This window comes from Fibrobacter succinogenes subsp. succinogenes S85 (genome assembly GCF_000146505.1).
GTDB lineage: Bacteria > Fibrobacterota > Fibrobacteria > Fibrobacterales > Fibrobacteraceae > Fibrobacter > Fibrobacter succinogenes.
The window spans coordinates 595,073-620,949 of sequence record NC_017448.1 but is presented as its reverse complement, the minus strand read 5'-3'; the positions used below and the strand labels follow the sequence as shown (position 1 = coordinate 620,949).

General features: G+C 45.4%; 16 protein-coding genes and 1 CRISPR repeat array. Of the genes, 5 read left to right on the top strand and 11 right to left on the bottom strand.

Annotation, left to right across the window (positions count from 1 at the left end):
• Positions 1-200: 200 nt before the first annotated feature.
• From FSU_RS02630 to cas9, 8 genes are all read right to left on the bottom strand, one after another.
• Entirely contained in the window at positions 201-1,886 is a 1,686-nt protein-coding gene (locus tag FSU_RS02630; protein ID WP_012819991.1) for a sulfate adenylyltransferase subunit 1, read from the bottom strand.
• Complete coding sequence (gene cysD / locus FSU_RS02625; protein WP_012819990.1) at positions 1,886-2,785, bottom strand: sulfate adenylyltransferase subunit CysD; 900 nt, start codon at positions 2,783-2,785, stop codon at positions 1,886-1,888. Before cysD ends, FSU_RS02630 begins: the two co-directional genes overlap by 1 nt.
• 10 nt (positions 2,786-2,795) lie before the next feature.
• Positions 2,796-3,110 (bottom strand): 4Fe-4S dicluster domain-containing protein, encoded by a 315-nt coding sequence (locus FSU_RS02620; protein ID WP_012819989.1) that lies wholly within the window; start codon positions 3,108-3,110, stop codon positions 2,796-2,798.
• Entirely contained in the window at positions 3,094-4,857 is a 1,764-nt protein-coding gene (locus FSU_RS02615; protein ID WP_012819988.1) for an adenylyl-sulfate reductase subunit alpha, read from the bottom strand. The genes FSU_RS02620 and FSU_RS02615 overlap by 17 nt, the downstream gene beginning before the upstream one ends.
• 43 nt (positions 4,858-4,900) lie before the next feature.
• Positions 4,901-5,761 carry a 4Fe-4S binding protein gene (locus FSU_RS02610; protein ID WP_012819987.1) on the bottom strand — a complete coding sequence of 287 codons (861 nt, stop codon included), beginning with the start codon at positions 5,759-5,761 and terminating at the stop codon, positions 4,901-4,903.
• 442 nt (positions 5,762-6,203) lie between these two features.
• A CRISPR array of direct repeats spans positions 6,204-8,736; the repeat unit is 48 nt; unit sequence GTTGTGAATTGCTTTCAGATTTTCTAGTTTTACTAGTGCAATAACAAC.
• Positions 8,737-8,838: 102 nt separating this feature from the next.
• Positions 8,839-9,174 (bottom strand): CRISPR-associated endonuclease Cas2, encoded by a 336-nt coding sequence (gene cas2, locus FSU_RS02605; protein ID WP_012819986.1) that lies wholly within the window; start codon positions 9,172-9,174, stop codon positions 8,839-8,841.
• A 1-nt stretch (position 9,175) separates the two neighbouring features.
• Complete coding sequence (gene cas1, locus FSU_RS02600) at positions 9,176-10,072, bottom strand: type II CRISPR-associated endonuclease Cas1 (protein WP_012819985.1); 897 nt, start codon at positions 10,070-10,072, stop codon at positions 9,176-9,178.
• Positions 10,069-14,607, bottom strand: coding sequence for a type II CRISPR RNA-guided endonuclease Cas9 (gene cas9, locus FSU_RS02595; protein WP_012819984.1), 4,539 nt, complete (start codon positions 14,605-14,607; stop codon positions 10,069-10,071). The genes cas1 and cas9 overlap by 4 nt, the downstream gene beginning before the upstream one ends.
• A 453-nt stretch (positions 14,608-15,060) precedes the next feature.
• On the opposite strand from cas9, the gene FSU_RS02590 reads away from it, so the two are divergent.
• Positions 15,061-15,999: an Rpn family recombination-promoting nuclease/putative transposase gene (locus FSU_RS02590; protein ID WP_012819983.1), complete on the top strand. Its 939-nt coding sequence runs from the start codon at positions 15,061-15,063 to the stop codon at positions 15,997-15,999.
• Between the two features lie 120 nt (positions 16,000-16,119).
• Here FSU_RS02590 and FSU_RS02585 read toward each other — a convergent pair whose 3' ends face one another.
• From FSU_RS02585 to FSU_RS02575, 3 genes are all read right to left on the bottom strand, one after another.
• Complete coding sequence (locus tag FSU_RS02585) at positions 16,120-17,715, bottom strand: bifunctional anthranilate synthase component II/anthranilate phosphoribosyltransferase (RefSeq protein ID WP_012819982.1); 1,596 nt, start codon at positions 17,713-17,715, stop codon at positions 16,120-16,122.
• 1 nt (position 17,716) lies between these two features.
• Positions 17,717-19,162: an anthranilate synthase component I gene (locus tag FSU_RS02580; RefSeq protein ID WP_012819981.1), complete on the bottom strand. Its 1,446-nt coding sequence runs from the start codon at positions 19,160-19,162 to the stop codon at positions 17,717-17,719.
• Between the two features lie 343 nt (positions 19,163-19,505).
• Positions 19,506-20,246: a sigma-70 family RNA polymerase sigma factor gene (locus FSU_RS02575; RefSeq protein WP_012819980.1), complete on the bottom strand. Its 741-nt coding sequence runs from the start codon at positions 20,244-20,246 to the stop codon at positions 19,506-19,508.
• A 248-nt stretch (positions 20,247-20,494) separates the two neighbouring features.
• Between FSU_RS02575 and FSU_RS02570 the strand changes: the two genes are divergently transcribed.
• The 4 genes from FSU_RS02570 to FSU_RS02555 are packed head-to-tail and all read left to right on the top strand — an operon-like array spanning position 20,495 to position 25,873.
• Positions 20,495-21,781, top strand: coding sequence for a protein kinase domain-containing protein (locus FSU_RS02570; RefSeq protein WP_012819979.1), 1,287 nt, complete (start codon positions 20,495-20,497; stop codon positions 21,779-21,781).
• Between the two features lie 14 nt (positions 21,782-21,795).
• Positions 21,796-22,566: a vWA domain-containing protein gene (locus FSU_RS02565; RefSeq protein ID WP_012819978.1), complete on the top strand. Its 771-nt coding sequence runs from the start codon at positions 21,796-21,798 to the stop codon at positions 22,564-22,566.
• A 16-nt stretch (positions 22,567-22,582) separates the two neighbouring features.
• Complete coding sequence (locus FSU_RS02560; protein ID WP_012819977.1) at positions 22,583-23,560, top strand: protein phosphatase 2C domain-containing protein; 978 nt, start codon at positions 22,583-22,585, stop codon at positions 23,558-23,560.
• A complete protein-coding gene (locus FSU_RS02555) occupies positions 23,561-25,873 on the top strand; it encodes an ankyrin repeat domain-containing protein (RefSeq protein WP_012819976.1) in 2,313 nt (770 codons plus the stop codon).
• The last annotated feature ends 4 nt before the right edge of the window (positions 25,874-25,877 follow it).

Sequence of the window (25,877 nt, the reverse complement as noted above, 5' to 3'; positions counted from 1 at the left end):
TTTTATTGTTGTTGTGTGTTTTGTTTTTTGTGCGGCAAAATATAGAACGCGTTTTTCACTTTGTCTAATACTAAATTTTTATGCTGAGATATTGATTTTTGCTATTGTAAAATTTATTTGTAATTTTTGATTATTTTATTTAAAATAAGAAATGCTCGGCGGTGTGCCGAGCATTATGGTGGTGAAGAAGCAAAAGTGATTTAGTGTAATACGACTTTGCGATATGTATTAAATGAAGCCCACTTGCGGAAGAATTCTTCGCGACCTGCGATACCTGCTTTTTCGTATTCGTTAAGCAGCTGCTTAACGTCTTCATCGGAATGGACCTTGATTTCAAAGCCGCGTCCATTGATGACGGGAACGTTTCCGTAGTGGTATTCCTCTGCCGTGGTGATTTCCGCGATGCGCTTGCCACGAACCTTGACGGCGATACTGTCTCGCAAGATGATGATATCGAAATCGTCGGGGTAGTGGTAGCTTTCGCCAGCAGTCGGGATTTCGTCGCCTACAGTGTAGTGCTGCTTGACTGGCTGTTGCTTTACTACGGAAAGTGTAGCTGTATCGTAGAAGAATTCTTCGAAGATTTCTCCACGGCCATGGCGCTCGCCTTGCACAAAGGCTGCCTTTTCGTTGGATTGAAGTTGCTTTTCGTAGAGCCCTTCAACAACGCCGCAAGCGGCTGTTGCATGCGTTACGATGTCAATGAGAATGAGCTCGCCAAGCGTTTTGTGCTTTTCAAAAAGATCAACGACAATGGCTTCGGCAAAAACAATTTCGCAGACGGCTATCCCGTTCTTGGAAATGCTTTCTGTTTCTAAGTGTGCGCCTGTGTTCACGTCAATGGCATAGTCAATTTTCGTGAGTGTTCCAGGAATAATCTTTGTCCCGATTTTGACGAGGTAGTCTTTGCCTAGCGAAAGCGGCTCGTCATCCATCCACAAAAGTGACGCCTTGATTTTCTTGTAGCTACCGATGCTTGCATCTCTAGCGAGCACGCAACCTCTCGATACGTCAACTTCACGGTCTAGCGTAATCGTGACCGGTTCGCCAGCGTGGGCTTCTTCGACATTCCTATTTGTGTAGAGAATGCTTTTGACGGATGCTTTCTCGTAACTCGGGAGGGATTTGATGACGTCTCCGACGCGAATCGTTCCTGATTCAATTTGTCCTTGGAATCCGCGGAATGTACGGTCGGGGCGGCTCACGCGCTGCACGGGCATGTAAAATCCCTTTTCTAGTGCAGAGCTTGAAGTATCGACATTTTCAAGGTATTCAAGTAATGCAGGACCTTGATACCATGCAATGTTTTTCGATTTGATGGTAACGTTGTCGCCTTCCGTTGCCGAGAGCGGAATAACTTGTATGTTGCTCAGGGAATGAGTCTGTGCAAGTTCTGCGATTTGTACCTTGATTTTGTTGAATACATCTTCGCTGTAGCCCACAAGATCCATCTTGTTCACGGCAAAGACAAAGTGGCGAATACCCATCAGCCTGCAAATGCGGGCGTGTCTACGCGTCTGTACGAGAACGCCTTGCGATGCATCTACGAGAATCACGGCGAGGTCCGCAAACGAGGCGCCCACCGCCATGTTGCGGGTGTATTCTTCATGCCCCGGTGTATCGGCAACAATAAAACTGCGATGGTCCGTTGTAAAATAGCGGTACGCGACATCTATGGTAATGCCTTGTTCGCGTTCAGCCATGAGACCGTCGAGCAAAAGTGAATAGTCGATTTTACCGCTGCGGCTACCAACTTTACTGTCTAATTCCAGAGCCTTTTCCTGATCGGTGTAAAGCAATTTGGAATCGTAAAGAATATGACCGATAAGGGTTGATTTTCCGTCGTCAACGCTACCGCAAGTAATAAACTTCAATAAACCTTTCATTAGAAATAGCCCTCCCTCTTGCGGCGTTCCATGCTGCCGGCGGCTTCGTTGTCAATCACGCGCGATGTTCTTTCCGAAGATACGGCGCTCAAAGTTTCGTCAATGATTTCGTCAAGCGTTGTAGCTGTTGATTCTATGCCGCCTGTAAGCGGGTAGCAACCGAGCGTGCGGAAGCGCACCGACTTGATTTCGGGCTTTTCGCCTTCACGCAAAGGGAATCGTTCGTCATCGACCATGATGATGTTGCCATCGCGTACTACGACTGGGCGCGGGGCTGCAAAGTAAAGCGGAACGATGTCGATGTTTTCGCGCTTGATGTACTGCCAAATATCTTTTTCGGTCCAGTTCGAAATCGGGAAAACGCGGATGCTTTCGCCCTTGTTTATTTTCGTGTTGTAAAGCTTCCACATTTCCGGGCGCTGGTTTTTCGGGTCCCAGGCGTGCGCGGAATTGCGGAACGAGAAAATTCTCTCCTTCGCGCGGGACTTTTCTTCGTCGCGCCTGCCGCCACCAAATGCCGCAGTGAAGCCGTACTTGTTCAAGGCCTGTTTCAAGGCCTGCGTCTTCATGATGTCGGTGTATGCTGCGCCGTGGTCAAACGGGTTGATTCCCTGCTTGACGCCGTCCTGGTTGATGTATTCCAGCATCTCGATGCCGAGCTTTTGCGCCGTGCGGTCGCGAAATTCAATCATTTCGCGAAATTTCCAGGTCGTATTGACGTGCAAAAACGGGAAAGGAGGCTTTTCGGGGTAGAATGCCTTGATGGCTAAATGCAGCATGACAGAACTGTCCTTGCCAATGGAATAAAGCATCACCGGCTTTTCGCATTCAGCGGCGACTTCGCGGATGATGTAAATGGCTTCGGCTTCCAGCTCGTCGAGGTGTGAAAATTCGCTCACTGTGAAACTCCTAGTATTTATTTGATTCTTTAGGGTCAATGTCAATGGATTTGACGTTCCCGTCAGGGAATTCCACAATCCAGCGAATTAGACCGTTTACTTTTTCGGTATGTACCTTGCTTCCCTTGCCGCCAATGTCTTCACCGAGGAAAAATTGGATGGCGTGAACAGGGCATTCCTTGATGCACGATGTGCAACCCCAGCAATCTTTGGGGTATTTGATAAATGCTTTTTTGTCTTCATTTATCTTGATTAGCGTGCCGGGGCATACGTCGTGGCATCTCCTGCAGCCGATACATTTGCTTTGATCAATGCTGATGCTCATAGTTCTTTTGCCCTTCTGCGGTGAGGTCGCGCAAGATGATTTTGATTTCGCCGTTTTCGAGTCTTGAATTGACGTACTTGCGGAAGTTTGCGTTGTCCTTTTCGGGGTAGTCTAGGTTTTCTGCAAAACTGTGCCAACGCGTTTCGTGACGTGCCTTGAGGTGGGCTATCACGCTCTTGCAAACTGTTAGACGTTCCTTGAGTTCGTAGATGTACATCACTTCTTGCAAATCGGCTGCGCTAAGCTTGTCTGTAAGGCTTTCAATTTCGTCAATTTTTTCTTTGGCGATATTGAGATGCTTTTCGCTGTAGCCATAGCCCGTCTTGATTCCGCCTGCATATTCGTCCATGGCTATTTGCATGGCTTCTTCAAGTTGTTCTGTAGTGTACAGCGAGTTTTTCTGCGATAAATATGTTTCGATTTCTGCGACATGTCGGGCGATTTCTGCTTCCTTGATGGTTGCTTTGGCGTCTACGTCTTCGCGAGGATCTGCATCTACGTCATTGCGAACCCCCTGTAAGGGGGTGCGGCAATCTACCGCATTGATATATTCCACCGCCGACTTCGCCGCAATCTCGCCTTCGGCAAGCGCGCCCGTCACGTATTTTTGCGGGGCTCCACCGGCAACATCGCCTGCAGCGTAAAGCCCGTCAATTGTCGTTGCACGCTTGGTATCGACCCAGTAACCGCTTGCGGTGTGGCCGCCCACGATGTAAGGTTCAGTACCTTCAATTTCGACATTTGCTTTGGAGGGCGTTTCGTTTTCAAGCCAGCGAATTGTTTGCGAAGGAGCCATGTTCAGGTACGCCTTTAAAAGCGAGTCTTCCTGTGCGGGCGTAATCCCGACGGTGCGCAAATAGCACGGCCCGCGGCCTTCCAGGTTTTCTGCCACTGTTCCGTACACGCGTTCCGAAGTTGAAATGCCGTACTTTGTCTCGTAAACTTCACCAAGCGAATTTATCTGCTTTGCACCCACGCCCTGCGCAAGCGTGCCCGTCGGGGCAATCGTATCCTTGCAGCGCAGCGCAATAAAGCGCATCTCGAAAGTCGTCATCTCGGCACCGTGACGGATTCCCATGGCGTAGCCTGCACCCGTGTTGAACGGCGGGTACCACATTTTATGGCGGGAAAATCCCGGATTGTTCGGGCGATAAAGCCCGGCTGCACCGCCCGTCGCGATAATCACAGCACGCGCCTCGATGGCATAGAAAGTATCGTTCTCGATTCCGAAACCGAAAGCTCCGTCAATCCTGTTGTCGTGAACGGAAAAATCGAAAATGTTCACGTGGTTCAGCACCTGAACATTCGGTGCCTTTGCGACAGCCGCCGCCAAAATTGGCTTTATGTTCTCGCCGTTGATTTTGATATTACGATTCCCACGGGTCACATACTTTCCATCCTTGTCCTTCAAGATGACAAGGCCCAACTTTTCCAAGTGCGCCGTGACCTCGTTGAACTTCTCGGAAATACTGTACAGCAAGTCTTCGCGAACGATTCCGTCGGCGTCTTTCTTGGCGTACTCCACATAATCCTTGGGCGTACGGCCTTCGGTAATGTAGGCGTTCAGCGCGTTTACGCCAGCAGCGAGGCAACCGCTCCGCTTGATGTTCGCTTTTTCGACAACCAATATCTTGATGTCTGCGACATCTTTCGCTGCACCTAAAGTACTTGCGGTAATGGCTGCATAACAGCCAGCGGTCCCGCCACCAATAATCAGCAAGTCTGTCTTGATTTTTTCGATGTTCATTTGTTGATAGTATGTTGGAATGCAGGCCTTTTTATGCAAGCGTTTATCCGTTGTATACGTCCTGGATTTTCTTTGCGAATACATCGCGGCCGACGCGGTCGATCGTGTACTTGAAACGTTCACCGCTCTTTCCGTTGTCTGCAAAGAATTGAATCGCAGCATCGCAAATGTCCAAGAGCTTCTGCTTGTCTTCTACAAACGGAATAATCGTTTCGCCCTTGTTGATGTTGTTGCCGAAAAGCCCGCCAAACGATACGATGTAGCCGTGAATGTGGCTCCAGGCGTCAGTGGGGCAGGACTTGTAGCAACGGCCGCAGTAATTGCATTTTTCCTTGTCGAAAATGACCTTCTTGTTTTCGATCTTGATGGCCTCTTTGCGGCAAACCTTTGCGCAAAGCCCGCAACCGATGCACTTGTCTTCGAGCCAATCCACCTTGATGGCGCCCTTGATGCCCACGTCGTTTTCTTCGGCCTTGAGACAGTTGTTTTGGCAACCCGTCACACCGAATTTGAACTTGTGCGGAAGTTCTCGTGCAAAGTAACGATCGTCAAGTTCTTTCGCGATTGCATAAGTATCAATGCAACCGCTCGGGCAAACGGCTTCACCCTGGCATGCCGTAATGGTACGCACGCGAGCCCCGCAAACGCCTGGTTCAACACCACCCTCGGCAAGTGCGTTTTTCACATCGTCAATATTTTCAAGCTTGATAAACGGAATCTCGACGCTCTGTCTCGAAGTTAGGTGAGCGTAACCTTCGCCATATTTTTCAGCGACTTCGGCGATTTTGGCAAGCTGTGTTGCTGTGAGGTTCCCACCAACAACGCGAACGCGCAACGAGAAATTGTTCTTCTGCTTCTGGCGCATCCAGCCGCCCTTTTTAAGAGTAGAATAATCAACTGCCATAGAATGTCTCCCATTTTTGAGAGACAAATATAGAGAATGCAAAACCCTTTGTCCAATACTAAAAAAATATCGCTACTAATAGAATTACTTTATTAGTAGTTTCGTCCGATGCATTTTAAGGTATAAAAAGGAATGTCAAAATGTGTTATTGAAAATTTTGATAGCTTATGAAGGATGGGGGAGGAATCCCCCTGATTGCAGCCTCGGCAACCTAGTCACTTCGGATTGTCATGTACGCCTTTGAGCGTACACCCCTTTCGTCAAAAAGCGGGTTGCCGAGTCTTCCATCACCCTCTCTATGCGGGCGCTCAGACGCCGCCCCGCAACGCCCCGGCTTAGCTTAGCCACTCGCCCTGATGTCATGCCCCGCTTGACGGGGCATCTCCTTTTCTCTTTAAATAATCTATATTGCAGTTGACATAGCCCCCTTCCTCGCTGTTTGGGGCGCAACTTCTTTTAGATTTTCTAGTTTTACTAGTGCAATAACAACCGTCGATGAATACATACGTCGGGATTTTAGTTGTGAATTGCTTTCAGATTTTCTAGTTTTACTAGTGCAATAACAACTGTACCATTCATTGCCAACTTCGTCAAGCAGTTGTGAATTGCTTTCAGATTTTCTAGTTTTACTAGTGCAATAACAACAGACCATATTTCCAATAGTGCTTACAGATTGTTGTGAATTGCTTTCAGATTTTCTAGTTTTACTAGTGCAATAACAACATCAAGAGCTTCGTTGTCGCAAGTCGATAGTTGTGAATTGCTTTCAGATTTTCTAGTTTTACTAGTGCAATAACAACAGGACTATTAGTAATTTCGTGCTGCTGAGCGTTGTGAATTGCTTTCAGATTTTCTAGTTTTACTAGTGCAATAACAACAATGCCCCGAAAGAATATTGCCATGATACTGTTGTGAATTGCTTTCAGATTTTCTAGTTTTACTAGTGCAATAACAACTTTCGTTCAACTTATCCGTATCGCCTTCCGTTGTGAATTGCTTTCAGATTTTCTAGTTTTACTAGTGCAATAACAACGAACATCTAAGGACATTAAAGCCTCCACCCGTTGTGAATTGCTTTCAGATTTTCTAGTTTTACTAGTGCAATAACAACAGTAGATAACAAGCTGGACCACTCAACCCGTTGTGAATTGCTTTCAGATTTTCTAGTTTTACTAGTGCAATAACAACAAGGAAAGGTGGAGGATTGTAACGTTAATCGTTGTGAATTGCTTTCAGATTTTCTAGTTTTACTAGTGCAATAACAACGAGCGAAGCGAGAACCAAGACTCACACCAGTTGTGAATTGCTTTCAGATTTTCTAGTTTTACTAGTGCAATAACAACAACGCGGTCTTGTAATGACTGCACAGTAGCGTTGTGAATTGCTTTCAGATTTTCTAGTTTTACTAGTGCAATAACAACGAGCGAAGCGAGAACCAAGACTCACACCAGTTGTGAATTGCTTTCAGATTTTCTAGTTTTACTAGTGCAATAACAACAACGCGGTCTTGTAATGACTGCACAGTAGCGTTGTGAATTGCTTTCAGATTTTCTAGTTTTACTAGTGCAATAACAACAACCCACAACGGCGTGAACTCGCTCTTCTGTTGTGAATTGCTTTCAGATTTTCTAGTTTTACTAGTGCAATAACAACGTTTAGGTTTGACGGTGTGGACGAAATTAAGTTGTGAATTGCTTTCAGATTTTCTAGTTTTACTAGTGCAATAACAACTTAATAAATATGCAACATCCTATCTTTGTAGTTGTGAATTGCTTTCAGATTTTCTAGTTTTACTAGTGCAATAACAACAACGAGCCCGCCCGATATAGTCCGAATACTGTTGTGAATTGCTTTCAGATTTTCTAGTTTTACTAGTGCAATAACAACCGCCGTGGTCATACATATTACCATACTTGCGTTGTGAATTGCTTTCAGATTTTCTAGTTTTACTAGTGCAATAACAACGCCTGCGGCCATAGCACCAAGAGGGCCAGCGTTGTGAATTGCTTTCAGATTTTCTAGTTTTACTAGTGCAATAACAACTCTTTGTAGCGTTTATTGGGAGAAACTTTGTTGTGAATTGCTTTCAGATTTTCTAGTTTTACTAGTGCAATAACAACCTTCGGCCTTTCGGCAAGATGCCGAGCATCGTTGTGAATTGCTTTCAGATTTTCTAGTTTTACTAGTGCAATAACAACCTTTCTTTGCGTCAAACGGTGCGCGTTCCGTTGTGAATTGCTTTCAGATTTTCTAGTTTTACTAGTGCAATAACAACAGATGCTCTTCCCGGAAGACCAGCAGACCTGTTGTGAATTGCTTTCAGATTTTCTAGTTTTACTAGTGCAATAACAACAGGATAAAACCATGAACTACACAAAAGAAAGTTGTGAATTGCTTTCAGATTTTCTAGTTTTACTAGTGCAATAACAACAGATACAATCCAAATTGTCAAAAATATCTAGTTGTGAATTGCTTTCAGATTTTCTAGTTTTACTAGTGCAATAACAACCGTCTAGCGGTGCAATTGCGAATCAAATTAGTTGTGAATTGCTTTCAGATTTTCTAGTTTTACTAGTGCAATAACAACGAAACACAACTCAAAGAAATTCCAAATGCTGTTGTGAATTGCTTTCAGATTTTCTAGTTTTACTAGTGCAATAACAACTTTTCTATTGACAATTGCAAAGTATTATTGTTGTGAATTGCTTTCAGATTTTCTAGTTTTACTAGTGCAATAACAACTTGATTTTAGCGATAATGGTATTAACTACAGTTGTGAATTGCTTTCAGATTTTCTAGTTTTACTAGTGCAATAACAACTGGGGTAAATCATGACCTACACTGAAAATAGTTGTGAATTGCTTTCAGATTTTCTAGTTTTACTAGTGCAATAACAACTTTTTGTTGTTTAGTTTATTCAGATATGCGTTGTGAATTGCTTTCAGATTTTCTAGTTTTACTAGTGCAATAACAACTGATTCGTTGTAACTATACAGCTATGAACGAGTTAGATGTATCATTGCGAAAAGAAAAAATCGACCTTTTGGGGTCGATTTTTTCTTGTTTTTGAACGTTTTTTATAGGAAAAGCTCTAATTGCCCCGTTGATTTTGGCTTCGGTTTTTCCTTTCGACCGTAGAAAACCTGGATTTTCCCGAACTGCTTGTCCGTGATACAGAGAATGCTTACTGAACCATCTGGCGGCATAAAACTCTTTACTCGAGCAATATGAACTTCTGCATTTTCCACAGAAGCGCAATGCCGAACATATATGGATAATTGGAATCTTGAAAATCCATCTTTTAACAGATTTTTGCGAAATTCGCTGTGCCGTTGCCGCTCAATTTTCGTTTCTGTCGGCAAATCAAAGAAACACAAAATCCACATAATTCTGTACTCGCTAAATCGGTCCATCCTACACCTCCGGATAGAGCAATTTCCTTGTTGTTCCTAAATAACACTTGGCAAGCGAAGCTGTAGTTGTTGAAACGGCATTCATCAACGGGCTTCGATTCCCATCAATAACACAATCAAGTACAGGGATTCTTAAAAGTTTAGCCTTTATTTCAGTAGAAAGATCAGTAGGATATTCTTCTATTTCGTTAATAACTTCTAAAATTAGTTTGTCTACGATTGGGCGGTACGGCTCCATTATGTCATCTGCTAAACAATAGGCGTTGTAACGATTATGGTGGTGTATTCCCAAAGTCGGTAAAAGTCCGCTCGAAACCAAAGCCCTTGCAACCACACCGCGTAAAATGGCATAGCCATAATTGAGCATATTATTTGGCGGTACTCCATTTCGGTCACGAACAAAATCAGGAATATCGGGGAACATTTCTTTCCAATAGTAAGCTGCGGCAACAGCTTCTCTGTTATCAACATCTCCACTTCGCACGGAATTTGCCCATGCCGTCATATTTCCAATTTCAGCGTCATGAGAACCATGCAAAACGGCAGCCTGATTTAAAATTTTTTGCTGGACCGTTTGTTGCCATAGTTGCTTTTTTAATGGAAGCGATGCATCTATCTGAGCCTGGAATCTTTCGCTTTGCAGGGTATTCCCTGAAAGGGGAAGGAGTAAGCCTGAGGGTAGATGCGTCTTATCGCAGTTTATTATCGCGCAGTTGTTCTCTAGCAAAGCCCCGAGTAAAGCGTTTGTCACTGTAATTTGAGGCGAATCAAGAACAATGTAAGCAATGTCTTCAATAGCTGCGGTGACGATTTCATCATTGCGTTTCTTAATGACAAGCTGGTTGTCCTTGAGACTTAAATAAGCCTGGTTCCCAAAATACAGAGTACGCTTAATCATAATCGTTTTCCGTTAAATTCGATTACGTTGCCAAGTCTGTCTATTATTACAGGAACGCATGCATCTTTAATTGACTCTTTGTTGTCGGTAAATTCAATTTTATTTAATTGAGTGAATTCGTTCTTGTCTACAATACTTTTGGCTATGGCATATGGAATGGCATACAGTCTATTATTTGTAAAGGAAACAACTTTATATATACGCTTTTTGTCAATAGACCCTTCTGTTGGCAGATATACCAAATCATTTGGTGAAAGAATAAACTGGAGCTTAACGTCCTTCTCGACAAGTTCCTTTTCTTTTAAATAAGCTTCAATATTATTTTTCCACTGATTACCATACTGTTTTTGGCAATCAATCATTACGTTTAGAGGAATAGTCAAATACGAGCGTTTTCCGTCTTTTTCGAAAATGGCGAAGAACAAGTTCGTTCCCTTGGCGGCTTCGACAAATTTGACTTTCTTATTGCCTTTTTGTCCAACAGCAAATTTATCCGCCTTTTCGTAAACGCGCACCTTTAGAATTGGTTGATGGAATTTACCATTGTTTAGTTCAACGATGTTTTTGTTCATTTCATCAATGCCGTCTGGAGAAAAAGCTTGTTCTGCATCTCCGTTCTTGCTTTTTAGATGAGCCAATAAAATCTTTTGTATTCCAGAATCAGCGATACTATCTTTGATTTTTGCTTGGTTAAAAGATGTGTCAAGAGTTTTTCTTGTGGCGAAGAATCGTTCCTTTGTTTCTTTAGTAAAATAGAATACATCGATTTTTGAAGAATCTATTCCATAACCGCCTGTATGATTTTCTTCGATGTATTTTTTGATGTTCTTTGCGTCAATCTTGTTGTTTTTTAATTCGAGGATTTTTTCTTTGATTTTCTTGTTGAGAACTCTTTCTGGAACTTTTATTGCTTCATTTAAGGAAACACTTCTTACTTTGCGCAGATTGATTTCCCCAAAAACAGTGTCTTTGTGCATGGATTTGCGAATTGCCCAGCTATCGCCCTTTCCTTGCTTTATAAAAGTCTTCTTTCCGTTTTCGTCAAAATGCAGGAACGCATTTGTCGTTTTGTTTATCACGCGCTGATTTTGCTTGAAACTTACGATAATATTTTCAAGAATATTCTTGGAATCTGAAGAGAATGAATCCCATGGCTTTAGGAATTCTTTTGCAACTTCGCGTTCCTTACCGTCAATTACAGCCTTTTCAAAACGCCGAAGTTTGCGTTGTAACTGATACCTAGTTGCATTGAATTTTGAATGTGCGGCTTCGTTATTCAGTAGATTTACATGGTCTCGTGTTGTACAAGCGATGACGATTGCGTCCATTGCGTGGTGACGATGGTCAATTCTTTTCTTATTAAATCCCTTTTGAAGCTCTAAAGGCATCTGTGGAATAAGATGACCTTCTGCGTTAGTCGTTGTGAAACAATCTTTTCCCGTGATTTGGTTCATTCGAATAAATCTTGGCAAAATAATGCTGTTCCAAACATCATTCATGCCCCAATCTTTCTTCAATCGGTCTGTAATAGCGCCATTGCACGAAATAAGATTTTTGGACACTGCTTCTGGTTCATAGTTTTCATCGTCAATCTTTTCGCGAACGATATTTGACAAAAGTCCTTTAACAACTTTACTGATGTAGCGGCTATCGTTTAACTGACGCTCTATGAATTCGTCGGGGATGCTTTCCATCAATAATTTTTTCATCTTTATGCGATTGTTCGCATAATTTTCTTTGACAAATTTTTCATAAGCATCTACGGAGAGTATTTCGACAACTTCACCTTGGCTTAATTGAACCTTTTCTCCATGGTGTTCCGCAATGAATTTATATCCTAATTGGCGATCTTTAAGTTTATTAACTTCGGCTTCACAAATAACTTTGTTACTGAAAGAGTCATCGAAATAAAGCGACTGAGGAATAACATGTTCGATTTCGTATGCCGGGGTAAATAGCTTGGATAGCGAAATTGTTTTACCCGTGTACGGGGAACGATACTTTTGTTCGAGCCAACATTTGTAACGGATAATATCTGTTTTTGATGGTTGTGCCTGTTTGGAAATTTTTGAAATAAAGTCGAAGTCCTTGTCATCCTTAGTTAGGTTGTCAAGAGCGTTTTCTTCATAAATGCGCAGAATATCCTGTTGGCTTGGTGAATACGGGCGAACATTTTCAATGCCCATGCTGGGGTTCATGAATTCCATTAGCATGGCCTTGATGCGCAAATTCGTATTTTCGTTCTTCAGGATATTTTCAGACATTTTCTTGCGCTTATCGGCAGGATTTTTTAAGTCGCGTCCAAGTTCAAGATGGATTTCATCAATTTGTTCTTCCTGAATCCAAATGTCTCGAACGGTTCTCAGAGTTTCTGTGACAACCTGTTCTACGATTGGGTTACGTAAGGAATGTTGTTTAAATTTCTTGAGATAAGAATCAATTTCCTCGGGAGAATTCCATTTGGTACAATCTTTGGCTTCGGAATGTCTGTCGTACACGATGTAGCAGGCAAGCCAGACCGGTAGGCCTCTAAAATCACTTATGTCTTTTAAGTTAATTGCGTTATCACGGACTCTATTGGAGATTTTCTCATCATATTCGCCATTGATGATTTTATCAATCCTATCAAGAGTGTTTTTATCAATATTGTCTTGGTTCCAGTATTTGCCCATTCGCATAAGAGAAAGCAACTTCTTTATTGCTTTTTCTGAATAAGAGCCATAGTCTTTTTTGAAAGGCTTCGCTTTGGAAAATACTTTTGCAAAATCATCGTTCCAGCCTTGTTTTTGTGCAAAATGAGTCAGGGCTGTTTCGATTTCTTTTTTATCTTCAACGGAATAAAGTATGTGCCATAAAGCCATTTCCAATTCAGGCGAAAGAACTGATGCATTAATACCACATTTTGAAAATCCTTTCAAAATTGTGGCACGAGTTTCGTTGCAAGGATAAACCTTATCTTCTACATAATTCCATCGATATGGGTTTTCTTTATTTTTTGATTTTTTGGTATTAAAGAGATGCTTTAATAAATCTTCTTGTTCGATGGTTTCTCTGTCGTTTAGCCAGTCAAAAAGTCTTACATAATCTTCTTCAGATTTCAAGCATTCACTTGTAATGTCAATATCTGTTAAAAGTTTACCATCGATTTCTTTTTCTCGCTGGTAAATTCTCAAATTTTGAATGAATTGCCAAAGTCTAAATTCCTGGAATAACGGATTTGATTTTGCAATGCATTTTACGGGAACTTTTTTCTTTTCGCCTGTTTTTGAATCAATGAAAATGCGCTCTTCGTAAGGACAGTTGTCAATTTGGGATTTTTTACTTTTTAATGGGCGCTGATAGAATAAAATGTCGTTAATGAAAAGATTTGCAAAATCGGTCTTTGCAATAGTATTTCTATGAGCCTCGTTGATGGGGTAGAGTTCTTCAATACACTGTTTGTACAGATTGTCATCGCGGAGTTCGGGGATGAGCTCAACTTGTTTCTTAAGTATCTGAGTCAATTCCTCTTTATAGAACTTTCTTTCAACAGTTCTGACTAGTTTTCCAATAATCTTTTGTTTTGGGTTGTTTAGTAACGAATCATAAATGTAGCAGCCCACAGTTTTATGACTATTTTCAATATCGGCTTCGGTTTTCTTTTTAAGAAGAGTCCAGTCATCTTCTTTGGGCGCGCGGAAAGAGCGTTTGATGTTCCCTTCTTTATCTTTTTTCGGTGTTTCACCGTCATTTTCGACTTCTGTCGTTACAATAAATTCTTTGACTTTTCCTTCCCAATCAAGGGGTGCTTTACTGGTACGTCGATAGATCATTCCATTTTCAAGATAAACATTGTACCAAACATCATCGCCTTTCTTCTGATCGGTTGCTTCTACCTTAACAACTTTTTGTGCTAAATATTCAATTTTCTTATCTTGAGGAATTTCCTCTTCTTCGCCTCTTAATTGATAATAACCGCGCTTTTGGTTAAACTGGAGCAGTATCCAAGAGAGTTCTTCTTTTGAAAGAGCTTTCTCAAGAGCCTTTTTACGAAGATAGTAGATGGTCCAATCATAGGGGATTTTCTTTCCTTCTTCGACAATTTCTGGTTGCTTGTCTTTAAATTCGGCTAGCATTTCATTGAATGCGTCTTGGAAAATGAATTCGTATTTACCTTCTGTATTTTTGCGCCATGCTAATTTGGGCTCACTATCGTCAGTGAATTTACCATAGCGATCAATTTTATCAGCAAAATGCTTCGGCAAAAAATCCAAAAGGTTTAAAACACGCAGAAGTCTTTCTCGTCTTAAAAGAGCTCTTTCGTGCAAACGACGAGCCATTCGCATCCGAGTTCGTTCTGCAGTTTGTGAAATTGAGTTACCCTTCTCAAAATCGCCAAGAATATCTGCGGACATTGGGATTATTCTACTACCCGCAGCAGAAATACCGTTAGGTTTTAAGTAACGTGATCCGTCATCACGAGTGATTTCATCCGCATTCACCACAGCCCAACCAATTGAATTGGTTCCCAAATCCAAACCAAGAATCTTTTTCATGAATAAACCTTTTTTTTATTTTTCTTCTATTAAAGTAACATTTTTTTGAGTGAAAAAGACAAAAAACCGCAAAATTTCAACAAAAACGCCAAATTTATAGAATGATGTAAAACAACATAAACTCATAAATATAAACTTTCTTCTTGTCATATTGTGACATTTGCGAATTTTTTTTTGGCTATTTTAATTTTTTCATAAAAAATCAGTCACAAATCAAAAATTTTAACTATATTATTTTCATAATCTGAAAGCAATTCACAATAAGGATTATTCCGTTGTGAAAACATTTAGGGCGGTGCGAAAGCATCGTCCTCTTTCTTTTAAGACCTCTTGACAACCGCCATTCCGTAATTTATATTGTAGTGTACAAATGTGTAGAGTGTGGTTTTTCGCGCACACAGGAAAATGACTAAAGCCCCGCCTTTTTAAGCATGTAGGCGGAAGGAGTGAAAGATGAATGCACGCAAGTCCTTTAGGGACTGTATCGTTAAGCCGGGTGAAACGAGCCCGTATGCAAACCTGCTAGTGGATTTGGCCTTTAAGAAGGCCTTCGATCCGGATAAGCCCACCAGCCGGAACAACCTCATTAATTTACTGAACGACCTGCTGGAACCGCAGCTCAAACGGCCCATCAAAAATGTATGGACCCGCAGCGTGGCGAAGAACTTGAGTGGCAGCAAAGCATCGCGCACGGCGATTTTCGATCTGCATTGCAAGGACGATTTGGGGAGTCTCATCGAGATCGAAGTGCAAATTCGCGAGGTGGATAACTTTATGAAGCGCCTTGCGTTCTACGCGAGCGAAATGGTAGCGAACCAGGCCGAACCAGGTCAGTATTGGGATTACGACATCCAGCCGACCTACGTGATCGCTCTGACGCGTTTCTCTGTTTTCCCTGACGAACGTGCCGTCCACCGTGCGACGGTAATCGATTTGGAAAGCGGAGAACAGCTTGTGGATACCTACAATTTTACTGCTATCGAACTTTCAAAGGTTCCGTTTTTCATTGAAAAGACATCAAGCGACCTAAGCAAATGGCTCTTTTTCTTCCGCTATTTGAACCGGCTCAAGGAACTCCCCGAAGAATTGGACGAGGGAAAGTTCAAGAACTTGACAGAGAGCGCGAAAGTATCTAACTTCAACAAGAAAGAATTCGAGGTTTATCGGAATATGTATCACAAGGTCTGGGACCATAACGCCATGAGACGGGGAATCTTCAAGGAATTCGCGGATGACATCAACGCGAAGATTGAAGAACGTATTTCTGATAGAAATCGCGAATTTGCGAAGAAAATGATAGAGCTCGGTAAACTTTCCGATGAGGAAATTGCCGCAACCACGGATCTTTCTCTAGAAGACATCGTTGTGCTTCGCAGTCAGTTAGAAGCGTAGTTTGTAACCATTTTTACAATGTTAATCTGATAAAAAAAGCACCCCGATTTCTCGGAGCACTTATCACAAAGGACGTTGCCTGCGCTCATACCCCAAAGGGAGCGAGCACGACCGACCTCATTACGCGTTTGTAGCGACTTTGACTTCCTCGATTTTCTTCAGCACAGAGCCGTCTTCCATAGCCTTAATCGCCTTGTCGAAGCCTTCCTTGATGCTTGCAGCCTTGTTGCTGATGTAAAGCGCTGCACCGGCGTTCAATGCGCAAGCGTACTTGATGCCCGGGCGGCCCTTGCCGTTCAGCACGTCGAGAGCGAGGTTGAAGTTGTCCACGCCCGTACCGCCTGCGAGGTCTTCCGGGTCCACAGCCGGGACGCCGAATTCCTTCGGGTCAATGCGGTATTCGCGATACTCGCCGTCTTCCAAGATTTCGGCAATGGTCGTCGGGACGCACGGAGAAATTTCGTCGTAGCCGTCATCGGAGATGGCTACCATCACGCGCTTTGCACCGAGGAACTTTGCAGCCTTGGTGAACGGTTCGAGAATCGACTTGCTGTAAACGCCGAGCATGAGGTACTTAGCTTCGGCCGGGTTCGTGAGGGGGCCGAGCAAATTCATGATGGTCTTCACGCCGAGTGCGCCACGAACCGGGCCTGCAAAACGCATAGCGCTGTGGTAGACCGGAGCCATGAGGAATACAAAGTTCGTCTTGTCAATGACGCTTGCAGCCTTTTCCGGAGTCATGTCGAGCTTGAAACCTGCAGCCGTGTAGAAGTCGGCAGCACCGGACTTGCTCGAAACCGCGCGGTTGCCGTGCTTGGCAATCTTGGCGCCACAGCTTGCGGCGATAAGGCCGGAGAGAGAGCTCACGTTGAAGCTACCCTTGCCGTCGCCACCGGTACCCACGATATCGGTGAGTTCGTCGCCGCTGTAGGGGAACTTGCGCTTCTTGCTGCTGAGTACCTTCGCGCAACCGGCGATTTCATCGGCAACAGGGCCCTTGCTGGAAAGTGCGGTAAGGATTGCGGCCATCTGGCGTTCGTCCATGATACCGTCCGTCAAGTCTTCCATGAACATTTCGGCGGTTTCGCGAGTCAAATCCTTGCCTGCAGTAAGCGTGTTCAGGATTCCGCGGATATCGAGCGGTTCGCGACGGTAGTTGAGGAAAGCCTTGAAGAATTCGTCGGCGCGGCCGCTAGCGATGGATTCCGGGTGGAACTGTACGCCTTCAATCGGGAGCGTCTTGTGGCGAATACCCATGATGTCGCCGTCTGTTGCGCGGGCGGTCACTTCGAAATCGCCCGGGAGCGTAGATTCGTCGATGACCAAGCTGTGGTAACGCGTGAAGATGTTCTTCTTGCCGATGGTGCGGAAAAGTCCCTTGCCGTCGAGGTCGATTTCTTCGGCGATGCCGTGCTTGATGAACTTGGCTTGAACAATCTTTGCGCCAAAGGCGTAACCGATAGCCTGGTGGCCGAGGCACACGCCCAAAATCGGGAGCTTGCCTGCAAAGTGCTTGATGGCTTCGACGGAAATACCTGCATCTTCTGGACGACCCGGACCCGGGCTCACAATGAGACGGCTCGGGTTCAACTTTTCGATGTCTGCAATGGTGCATTCGCGGCTACGGAGCACGCGAATTTCTTCAGTAGTAATCTTGGCCAAAGCCTGATAAACGTTATAAGTAAAAGAATCGTAGTTGTCAATAATGATGATCATCTTAATTTTCTCCTTCGAGCACGGCGCGGATGGCACCCAGTTTCTCATTCGTTTCTTCAAATTCGCGGTCGGCGTTCGATGCCGCGACAATGCCACCACCGGCCTGGAGGCTGATGGTCTTGCCCTGCTTTAAGCAGCAACGGATTGCAATACAGAAATCCAAGTCACCGTCCGATTCAATGTAACCCACGGCGCCAGCGTAGAAGCGACGCTTGATTTTTTCGAGACCAGAAAGAATTTCAATGGCGCTGATTTTCGGAGCGCCGCTCACCGTACCTGCCGGGAAACTGGAGCGCAGCACTTCAATGGCCTTCTTGTTCTTGGAAACGCGGCCTTGCACGTCAGAGACCAAGTGAATCACGTGGCTGAACTTTTCGCATTCCATGTACTTCGTGGTTTCGACCGTACCGGCATCGCAAACGCGGCCGAGGTCGTTGCGGGCGAGGTCTACGAGCATCAAGTGTTCTGCGCGTTCCTTCGGATCGCCCTTCAAATTCTTCATCAATGCTTCGTCTTCTGCGTCGTCCTTACCGCGGCGGCGGGTACCTGCAATCGGGTGGATGGTGGCGATGCCTTCACGCACGCGGATCAAGCTTTCCGGAGATGCGCCGATGAACTGGTGCGTGCCGTAATCCAAGAAGAACATGTACGGAGACGGGTTCACCGTACGGAGGCGGCGGTAAATGTCGAGGGCTTCGATATCGCTTGCGAACTGGATGCGGCGAGATGGCACAGCCTGAACAATGTTGCCTGCCACGATGTGCTTCTGCAAAGCGGCGACCTTTTCCACGTATTCCTTGCGGGACTGTTCGAGGTCGGTCATCGTGATGCCCTTGCTGTACTGCTTTTCCGGAGCGAGGTAGCTGAAGTCAAGGTCTGCAAGGCGAGCCTTCACCTTTTCAATTGCGGCCTTCAGGTCAATTTGGTGTTCTTCGTAGTTCAGGGCGAACAAGTGTAGCTTTTCGGTAAAGTGGTCGAATACAATGTAAATGTGGCCGACCAAAAATTCAGCTTCGGGAATGTTGAGTTCATCCACCTGCGGAGCAAGGCGGATCGTATCGCAACGGGCGCAGAATTCGTAGCCGAGGTAGCCCACGCCCGAAGACGGAATAGGAATCTGGTTGGGCGGCACAGTATTTTCGGCTGAAATCTTGAGCAAGGCGTCGAGAATGTCACCATCACCCTCAGCCAAGAATTCGCTTTCCTTGCCATCCACGACAATGCTTACGTTCTTGTCGTTCTGGCGCAGGCGAAAACCTTCGTCCACCATCAAGGTCGAATAACGGCTACGACCGTGGTCAAAGCTTGCCGATTCGAAGATGGCCTTTGCGCCGAGCTTCTTGGCGAGTGAAAACGGGGTGTAACGTTCACCGGGGAGAGCGACGTAAATGCTGTCGGTACGCGGAGCGTAACCCGGGCGTTCGGTGATGTGAGTAATCTTAGTCATTTTAATCCTCTAGTTTTAAAACTCGTTTGCTTTCGCAAAGGCTTTATTTCCCGGAGGATTTCGTCAATTTTCGGTAAAAAGGAAGGCCTCCGTGAGTCCGGAAGCCTTTGCTTAAAAATCTTGGGTGATTTGTAACAAATACCGGGCTCTATGTTAGAGTCCGCGCCACCAACGACGGTTGAGAGTTGCATTTGTTACGAAATTCATCATGACACAAAAATATCAATCAAAATTGCACATGGCAAGGGGGAGTTCTAAAAAAAAATGAAAAATCCTATAAACCTACTCTGAAAAGGGACTTTTTATAGTGAAACGCTATAAAAAGCCTCTCTTATCAAATTTTTTATGCGGCAAGAGCCATGCGGCAGTCGTCGGCGAAATCGGTGTTGCTCAAGAATGCGATGAGCTTTTTGTGGAGCTGGCTTGCGTAAGAGCGGGTGCAGCCCATCCTTTTGGCGACTTCGGCATCGGTGTCCTTGTCTTCTTCCTGGCATACTTCATAGTATGTGGTGGCGAATTCAAGAAGCTTCTTTTCGTTCTGGAGCTTGCCGAAGAGAACGTGGACCATGTCATCGAGGTATGACTGCTTTTCAAAATCCTCGACAAAACGGCCTGCCATGGGTGATTCCAAGTCAATGTGGTTCATGGTTTCCAGCATTTCTGCGTTTTTTGGATCGTCCATTGAGATGGAAGAGCCGCCTTCGATGGAAAAGTCGGTGGCTTTTTCGTTATGGGTGTGCTTTGCGTTCTTGCGCTTGAAGTCAAGCTGCTGCCAGTTGATTTTCTTCGAAACGTAAGCCATGAATGGCACGTTCGTGCTGGCATCGTATGTCAAGACGGCGTTGCGGAATGTGTCAAACGCCTGTTCCTGGAGCTGGTTACGGCGTTCGTAGACCGACATGCCGTGCATGCTATGGTCGGAATCGTGCGAAAAAGATTTCTTGATGGTGATTCCGGTGACCTTGTCGCCGAAGATGTCCCACAGTTTGTTGATGGCATCGGAACCTTCCTTGCCATTTTTGGTGTGCTGGGCGAGGTCAATGAGGTTCATGACTTCGTTTGCGGTGGTGTGGGTGTTCATCATGGGCGACTCCTTGGATGAGGTGAACTTGAAAGCGTTCCCAAAAATAATTTTTTGCACTGTCATATAATGACATTCGGAGGTCCTGCCGAAAATTTTTTTTCAGAACCCCCTATTATAATGTCATTGCTCGTCATCCTGACGCTTGTCATCCTGAAGCGTAGCGACGGGTTCCATTATTTCTTGAAATTAATTTGACATTTAGCCCCCTCAAGTCGATAAGTATGAAGAAAAAATTTTTGGGAGGCTTTATGTCCGAATTGAAAAAAGGGGATGTGGTCGCGCTCGCTGGCGGTGACACTTGTCAAGTTGTCCGTGAATTGGGTCGTGGCGGTCAGGGAATCGTTTACGCTGTCAATTATAATGGTAGTGAGTATGCGTTAAAATGGTACACGCAAAAGGTGAGTGAGCGTTTCCGTGAAAATCTGAAGCGCAATGCGAATCGCCAGACGCCGAACGAACATTTTATTTGGCCGATGGCTGTTGCCGAAGACCCCAATGGTGGATTTGGCTATTTGATGAAAATCCGCCCCGCAGGCTATGTGGACATGAGCAAGTTCATCTTGGTGACTGCCCGTTTTGCCGATGTGAATGCCCAGCTGAACGCCTGTATGCAACTTGTGAAATCGTTTTTGGACCTGCATCGCGACGGTTATAGCTACCAGGATATGAACGATGGCAACTTCTTTATTAACCCTAAAACGGGTGACGTGCTGATTTGCGATAACGATAACGTGGCTCCCGATGGTACCGACGACCTTGGCATTCTTGGCAAGGCGGGGTATATGGCACCCGAAATTGTCGAAGGAAAGTCTAGGCCGCGCAAAGTGACGGATTACCATTCGCTTGCGGTTTGTCTGTTCATCTTGATTTATATGAACCGTCCGTTTGAAGGCAGACGTTATCTCTCTTGCCCGTGTGATAACGACCCGGAAATGGCAAGGCAACTTTTGGGGTATAACGCCGTATTTATTATGGATCCAAACGACAAGAGCAATGCGCCGGATCCGAGCCTGCATAAGAATGTGATGCGCCGTTGGGATATCTATCCGAAGGTATTGCGCGATGCATTCTGCAAGACGTTCAGTAAGGAGGCTCTGCAAAACGGAGACCTCCGCGTGAAGGATAAGGAATGGCGCGATATTTTGCTGCAGGTGCGTGCGGATTTTGTCAAATGCCCGAAATGCGGAAAATTTTCATTTGCGGACCCGGATAGTGTTGACAAAAAGTGTGCTTACTGCGATAAGTCATTTGGAGATTATAGAATGTTGCGCGTAGGTAAGTTTAAAATTCCGCTGATGATGGAGCAGAAGCTCCATGAATGTCTAGTCCACTGCTCAACCGATTACGACAAGGTCGTTGGCAGAACCGTCGTCAAGAACAATGAGGTGGGGCTTTGCAATAATTCTGGCGAATCCTGGACGGTGACGTGTTTGGACGGCACTCAGCGAGTCGTTGCGGATGGTCAGGGCATGCCTGCCCGCAAAGGTTACAAGATCAAGTTTGGAAATCAAGGCGAAACTGCCGTTATTGAATAAAAGGAGAATAGAATATGGCTACAAAAGACCCGTTTGCGTTGGAACCGATCCCGCGTCGTGTCACGCATCTGATTTTTATGGTGGATACGTCGGGCAGTATGTCCGGTTCAAAGATTGCATCGCTCAATACGGCGGTTCGTGACGCTCTTGACGATGTGGGCGACATCTCCAAGAATTGCGGCGATTCGCAAATCAAGATTGCCGTGCTTGAGTTCAGTAGCGCTGTCAATTGGATGTACGAACAGCCGCTTGAAGCCGAAAAGTTCCAGTGGCAGGATTTGAGCGCAAGTGGTACGACATCGTTTGGTAGCGCCTGTGCAGAATTGGACGCTAAACTTTCCAGGTCTAATGGTTTTATGGGCGAAAAGACGGGGTGCCGCGCACCTGCCATTGTCCTCCTTTCGGACGGCGCTCCGACGGATGGCTATGTCCGTAAGCTGGAAAAGCTCAAGGGGAATCGCTGGTTCAAGGCTGGTGTGAAGGTGGCTATCGCCATCGGTGACGATGCCAATAATGACGTGCTCCGGGAATTTACGGGCAGTTCGGAATCGGTCATCACGGTTCACAATGTGGATCAGCTCAAGAAGATGATTCATACGGTCAGCGTGTCTGCGACAACGGTGGCAAGCCAAAGTGCATCTGTCGGCGCTGCAATGGTAACGCAGAACCAGCTTGTCGCACAGTCAATTTCGAATACGGTTGCAAACGATGCATCGCTTTCAGGAGTCGATGTGGGTTCAAGTACGGCCAATTCCGGTTCCAATGACTGGTCCGGCTGGAACTAGGGAGTCTGAGGTGTGTATGCAAAATGCTGAAACGTTTGCGGTGAGCAAAGTCGGGGCGAAGCATTTGCCTGCAAATATCCCGTGCCAGGACTTTTCGCTAGAATATAATGATGGCGAAATCCAGTTGATCGTGGTATGCGATGGGCATGGTTCACCGTCTTACGTCCGGAGTGATGTTGGGGCAAGGCTTGCGGCTGGGATTGCAAAGGATGAACTGATGCAGTTCATGCAATCCGAAGATGCTCGCAAGTTCCTTGGAAATCGGACGGGGGCGGTGACAGCCCGCACGGATGTGGGGGATTCCTGTTGGACTGAAAAATCGGAGGAAAAATCCGAAACAGCGAAGCTTCGCGAAGAGCAAGCAATGCTGTATCAGCAACAGATTGGGAATATCCAGCCGCAAGAAAAGCTAATCCGCGATGTGTGCCGTCGAATTTGCGAAAAGTGGGTTGCCGCCATCCAGCAGGACGCCCAAGAAAACCCGCTGACCGATGCTGAGAAGGAACTCTTGGGCAAAAACGACTTGGTGAAGGCTTATGGCTCAACGCTGATGGCTTATGTGCAGACGCGGTGGGGCTGGCTTGCGATTCACGTGGGCGATGGCAGACTGCTTTGCCTGAACGATAGCGCCGAGCCTTATGAAAACTGGACTCCGCCAGTGCCGTGGGATTCAACGTGTTTCTTGAACTACACGACATCGCTTTGCGATAAGAATCCCGCGGACTCGTTCCGCTACGCATTTGACGGTACAGGGCATTTCCCGTTTGCGGTATTTGCGTGTAGCGATGGAATCGAGGATTCTGTAGGCGATTACGATGTAGCTCCTGAATGTCTGAACCGGTTCTATATGCGGCTTTTGCAAATGTATTTAGATATTGGTAAAGAGCAGGCGGTCGCCCGTATGGACGAAGGCTTCAGCGATATGAGCTTGCACGGCAGCAAGGACGACATGAGCCTTGCCGGGATCATCAACAAAAAAGGAAACGAACAGTAAATGAATAAGCGCCCCTTACATATTATCATGCGTCAGCTTGTCAATACTTATGGTAACGACATTGTCTGCGATCATAGATTGCGGGGGTTGCTTGCTGATGAACTTGGCGAGTCGTTTTATGAATACCGTTCGTCAATAGTGCTTGCGGAGCAGCTGGGCGTGGGGAGTTCTATGCTCGGTTTTGCAAGCAATCGCAGTGACCTGAACCTCTGTATTCGCAAGCAGAAACAGTTTTTTGCCGAAAATTCCAGGCTTGATCGCGTGATGAGCGATTATGTGATTGACTCGTATGCGTATGCATTGGGGCTTGTCAAGAATGTTGTTGTGCCGACTTTGGAGGGGACTCTTGTCGGGTTGACTCAGCAGATTACAACTCTGCAGCGTGAGCGCGATTCAACGCAACAGAGAGCGCGTGAAACAGCGATGTATTCGCAGGTTGCTTTGGTAAAAGCCCGTCGAGTAAGACTTTGGGGCTTGCTTTTTACGTTGATTGGTGCTGCGCTTTTGATTTCTGTGGCTTATTTTGTCTTGTACGATAACGGCTACATTCCGAAAGACCCTAAGCGTAAAATGGAAAAGCTATTCTCCGCTTGTGCCGTGGGCGACGCCAAGTACGTTGCGGATTTGTTGAATAACGGAGTCTTTGTCAATAGCAAGGACTCAGTTGGTGATGCGCCTTTGCATTATGCAGTAAGGATTGGCTCTGCGGAGCTGATTGATACGTTGTTGCATCATGGCGCTGATGAGCGGTTGACCGATAATATGGGGCGTACCCCGTTGGAGCTTGCGCTTGAATCGGGATGCTCTTATTATGCGAAACCTTTTGTCCAGGCGCGTCCGCATGAATGGATTCAGGAAAACTATGAGCATTTGAAGAATTATGCCAAGACGCAGCAGAGTTTGCTTGTGCTTCAGGATGCGTATACCAAGGTGGAGCAAATCCAGAACGCCATCAAGGCGGGGAATATTGCTGCGCTTGATGCAAAGCTTGCGTATAGAAATGGCGCAGACTTGCATTACACGGATGAAAAAGGCAATACTTTGCTCCATTATGCAGCTGTGAACGGAAATGTGCCTGTGCTCAAACACCTCATTGCGCTTGGTCTTGACGTGAATACTCCGGATAATGCAGGTGTGCTTGCTGAAAAATTGACGAAGAATGCGGTGAACAAAAAGTTCTTGAACCATTACAGGCTCAAAAATCAGTTGATTTTCGATGCTGTCAAGAAGGGTAATATTGATTTGCTGAAAGAAGTTGTTGGGTATGGCGCAAGCGTCAATGATAAGGACGAAAATGGCGTCCCGCTTATTCATTATGCGGTTGCACGCAATCTTACGATGTTTACGGAATTGCAGAAATTGGGTGCGGATATTCACGCCAGGAACCGTTTGGGCGAAACAGCACTTTTCGTGGCTGTCAAGAAGAACGATCTTGCGATCGCTCAAAAGCTGATGTCGTTTGGGCTTTCCGTGTATGATAAGAACTCTTCTGCGCAGACTCCCATGACCTTTGTCCACAACAAAACCTCGAAATACCTGTTTGACTATACCTATAGAGATAGCCTTTTTGTGGCTGCTGTAAAACATCGTAATTTGGACCTGGCAAAGTCCTATTTGCAGTTGGGCGCGAATATCAATTATGTGTCGAAATACACTGGTTGTGCAGCGATTCATTATGCTGTAGAAAATAATGACGTGTCCTCCCTGAAATTCCTGAAGTCAAAGGGCGCCAATATGATGCTCCCATATAAAAGCATGGCGCCTGTTGAAAAGGCTCTTATGGGCCAGAAAAAGGAATCGTTGCAGTTCTTGCTTGCAAACGATGTGGGCTCGGCGAATCGAGTCTTTGCAAATGGAAAAACGCTGATGCATCGCGCCTTGAGCATGCAGAATGGGGCGATGTGGATGAACGTTCTCCTTTCGCAGGGCGCGAAAGTGGATGCGATGGACAATGCGGGCGAAACGCCGCTTGCTTACGCCATCCAGCGGAACAGAACGGATTTGGTGGCTTTCTTGATCAAGAAAAATGCGAATGTCAACCGAGTTGATGCTTATGGGAACCGTCCGCTCCATATTGCAGCGCGTTATGCGAATGGTCGTATCGTCAAAATGCTTGTTGATGCCGGCGCTGATCCGTCTGTCGAAAACAATGAAGGCGACAAGCCTGTGAATGTCGCTGAAAACGTCGGCAATGAATCCGCGCAAGACGAACTTGATAATTACAGTTTTTTTGGAAAGGCTCGCAAAAGTCTCAAGTCTGTGAAAAATGCTGGCGCCAAGCTCTGGGACAAGGTCAAGGATCTCGCCAGTTGAGCGT

Excerpts from the sequence above, each read along its gene's own strand:
- FSU_RS02615 (WP_012819988.1), bottom strand. The coding sequence starts at position 4,857 with ATGAACATCGAAAAAATCAAGACAGACTTGCTGATTATTGGTGGCGGG.
- cas9 (WP_012819984.1), bottom strand. The coding sequence starts at position 14,607 with ATGAAAAAGATTCTTGGTTTGGATTTGGGAACCAATTCAATTGGTTGG.
- FSU_RS02630 (WP_012819991.1), bottom strand. The coding sequence starts at position 1,886 with ATGAAAGGTTTATTGAAGTTTATTACTTGCGGTAGCGTTGACGACGGA.
- FSU_RS02560 (WP_012819977.1), top strand. The coding sequence starts at position 22,583 with ATGCAAAATGCTGAAACGTTTGCGGTGAGCAAAGTCGGGGCGAAGCAT.
- cas1 (WP_012819985.1), bottom strand. The coding sequence starts at position 10,072 with ATGATTAAGCGTACTCTGTATTTTGGGAACCAGGCTTATTTAAGTCTC.
- FSU_RS02620 (WP_012819989.1), bottom strand. The coding sequence starts at position 3,110 with ATGAGCATCAGCATTGATCAAAGCAAATGTATCGGCTGCAGGAGATGC.
- FSU_RS02580 (WP_012819981.1), bottom strand. The coding sequence starts at position 19,162 with ATGACTAAGATTACTCACATCACCGAACGCCCGGGTTACGCTCCGCGT.
- FSU_RS02555 (WP_012819976.1), top strand. The coding sequence starts at position 23,561 with ATGAATAAGCGCCCCTTACATATTATCATGCGTCAGCTTGTCAATACT.
- FSU_RS02590 (WP_012819983.1), top strand. The coding sequence starts at position 15,061 with ATGAATGCACGCAAGTCCTTTAGGGACTGTATCGTTAAGCCGGGTGAA.
- FSU_RS02610 (WP_012819987.1), bottom strand. The coding sequence starts at position 5,761 with ATGGCAGTTGATTATTCTACTCTTAAAAAGGGCGGCTGGATGCGCCAG.
- FSU_RS02575 (WP_012819980.1), bottom strand. The coding sequence starts at position 20,246 with ATGATGAACACCCACACCACCGCAAACGAAGTCATGAACCTCATTGAC.
- cas2 (WP_012819986.1), bottom strand. The coding sequence starts at position 9,174 with ATGGACCGATTTAGCGAGTACAGAATTATGTGGATTTTGTGTTTCTTT.
- FSU_RS02570 (WP_012819979.1), top strand. The coding sequence starts at position 20,495 with ATGTCCGAATTGAAAAAAGGGGATGTGGTCGCGCTCGCTGGCGGTGAC.
- FSU_RS02585 (WP_012819982.1), bottom strand. The coding sequence starts at position 17,715 with ATGATCATCATTATTGACAACTACGATTCTTTTACTTATAACGTTTAT.
- FSU_RS02565 (WP_012819978.1), top strand. The coding sequence starts at position 21,796 with ATGGCTACAAAAGACCCGTTTGCGTTGGAACCGATCCCGCGTCGTGTC.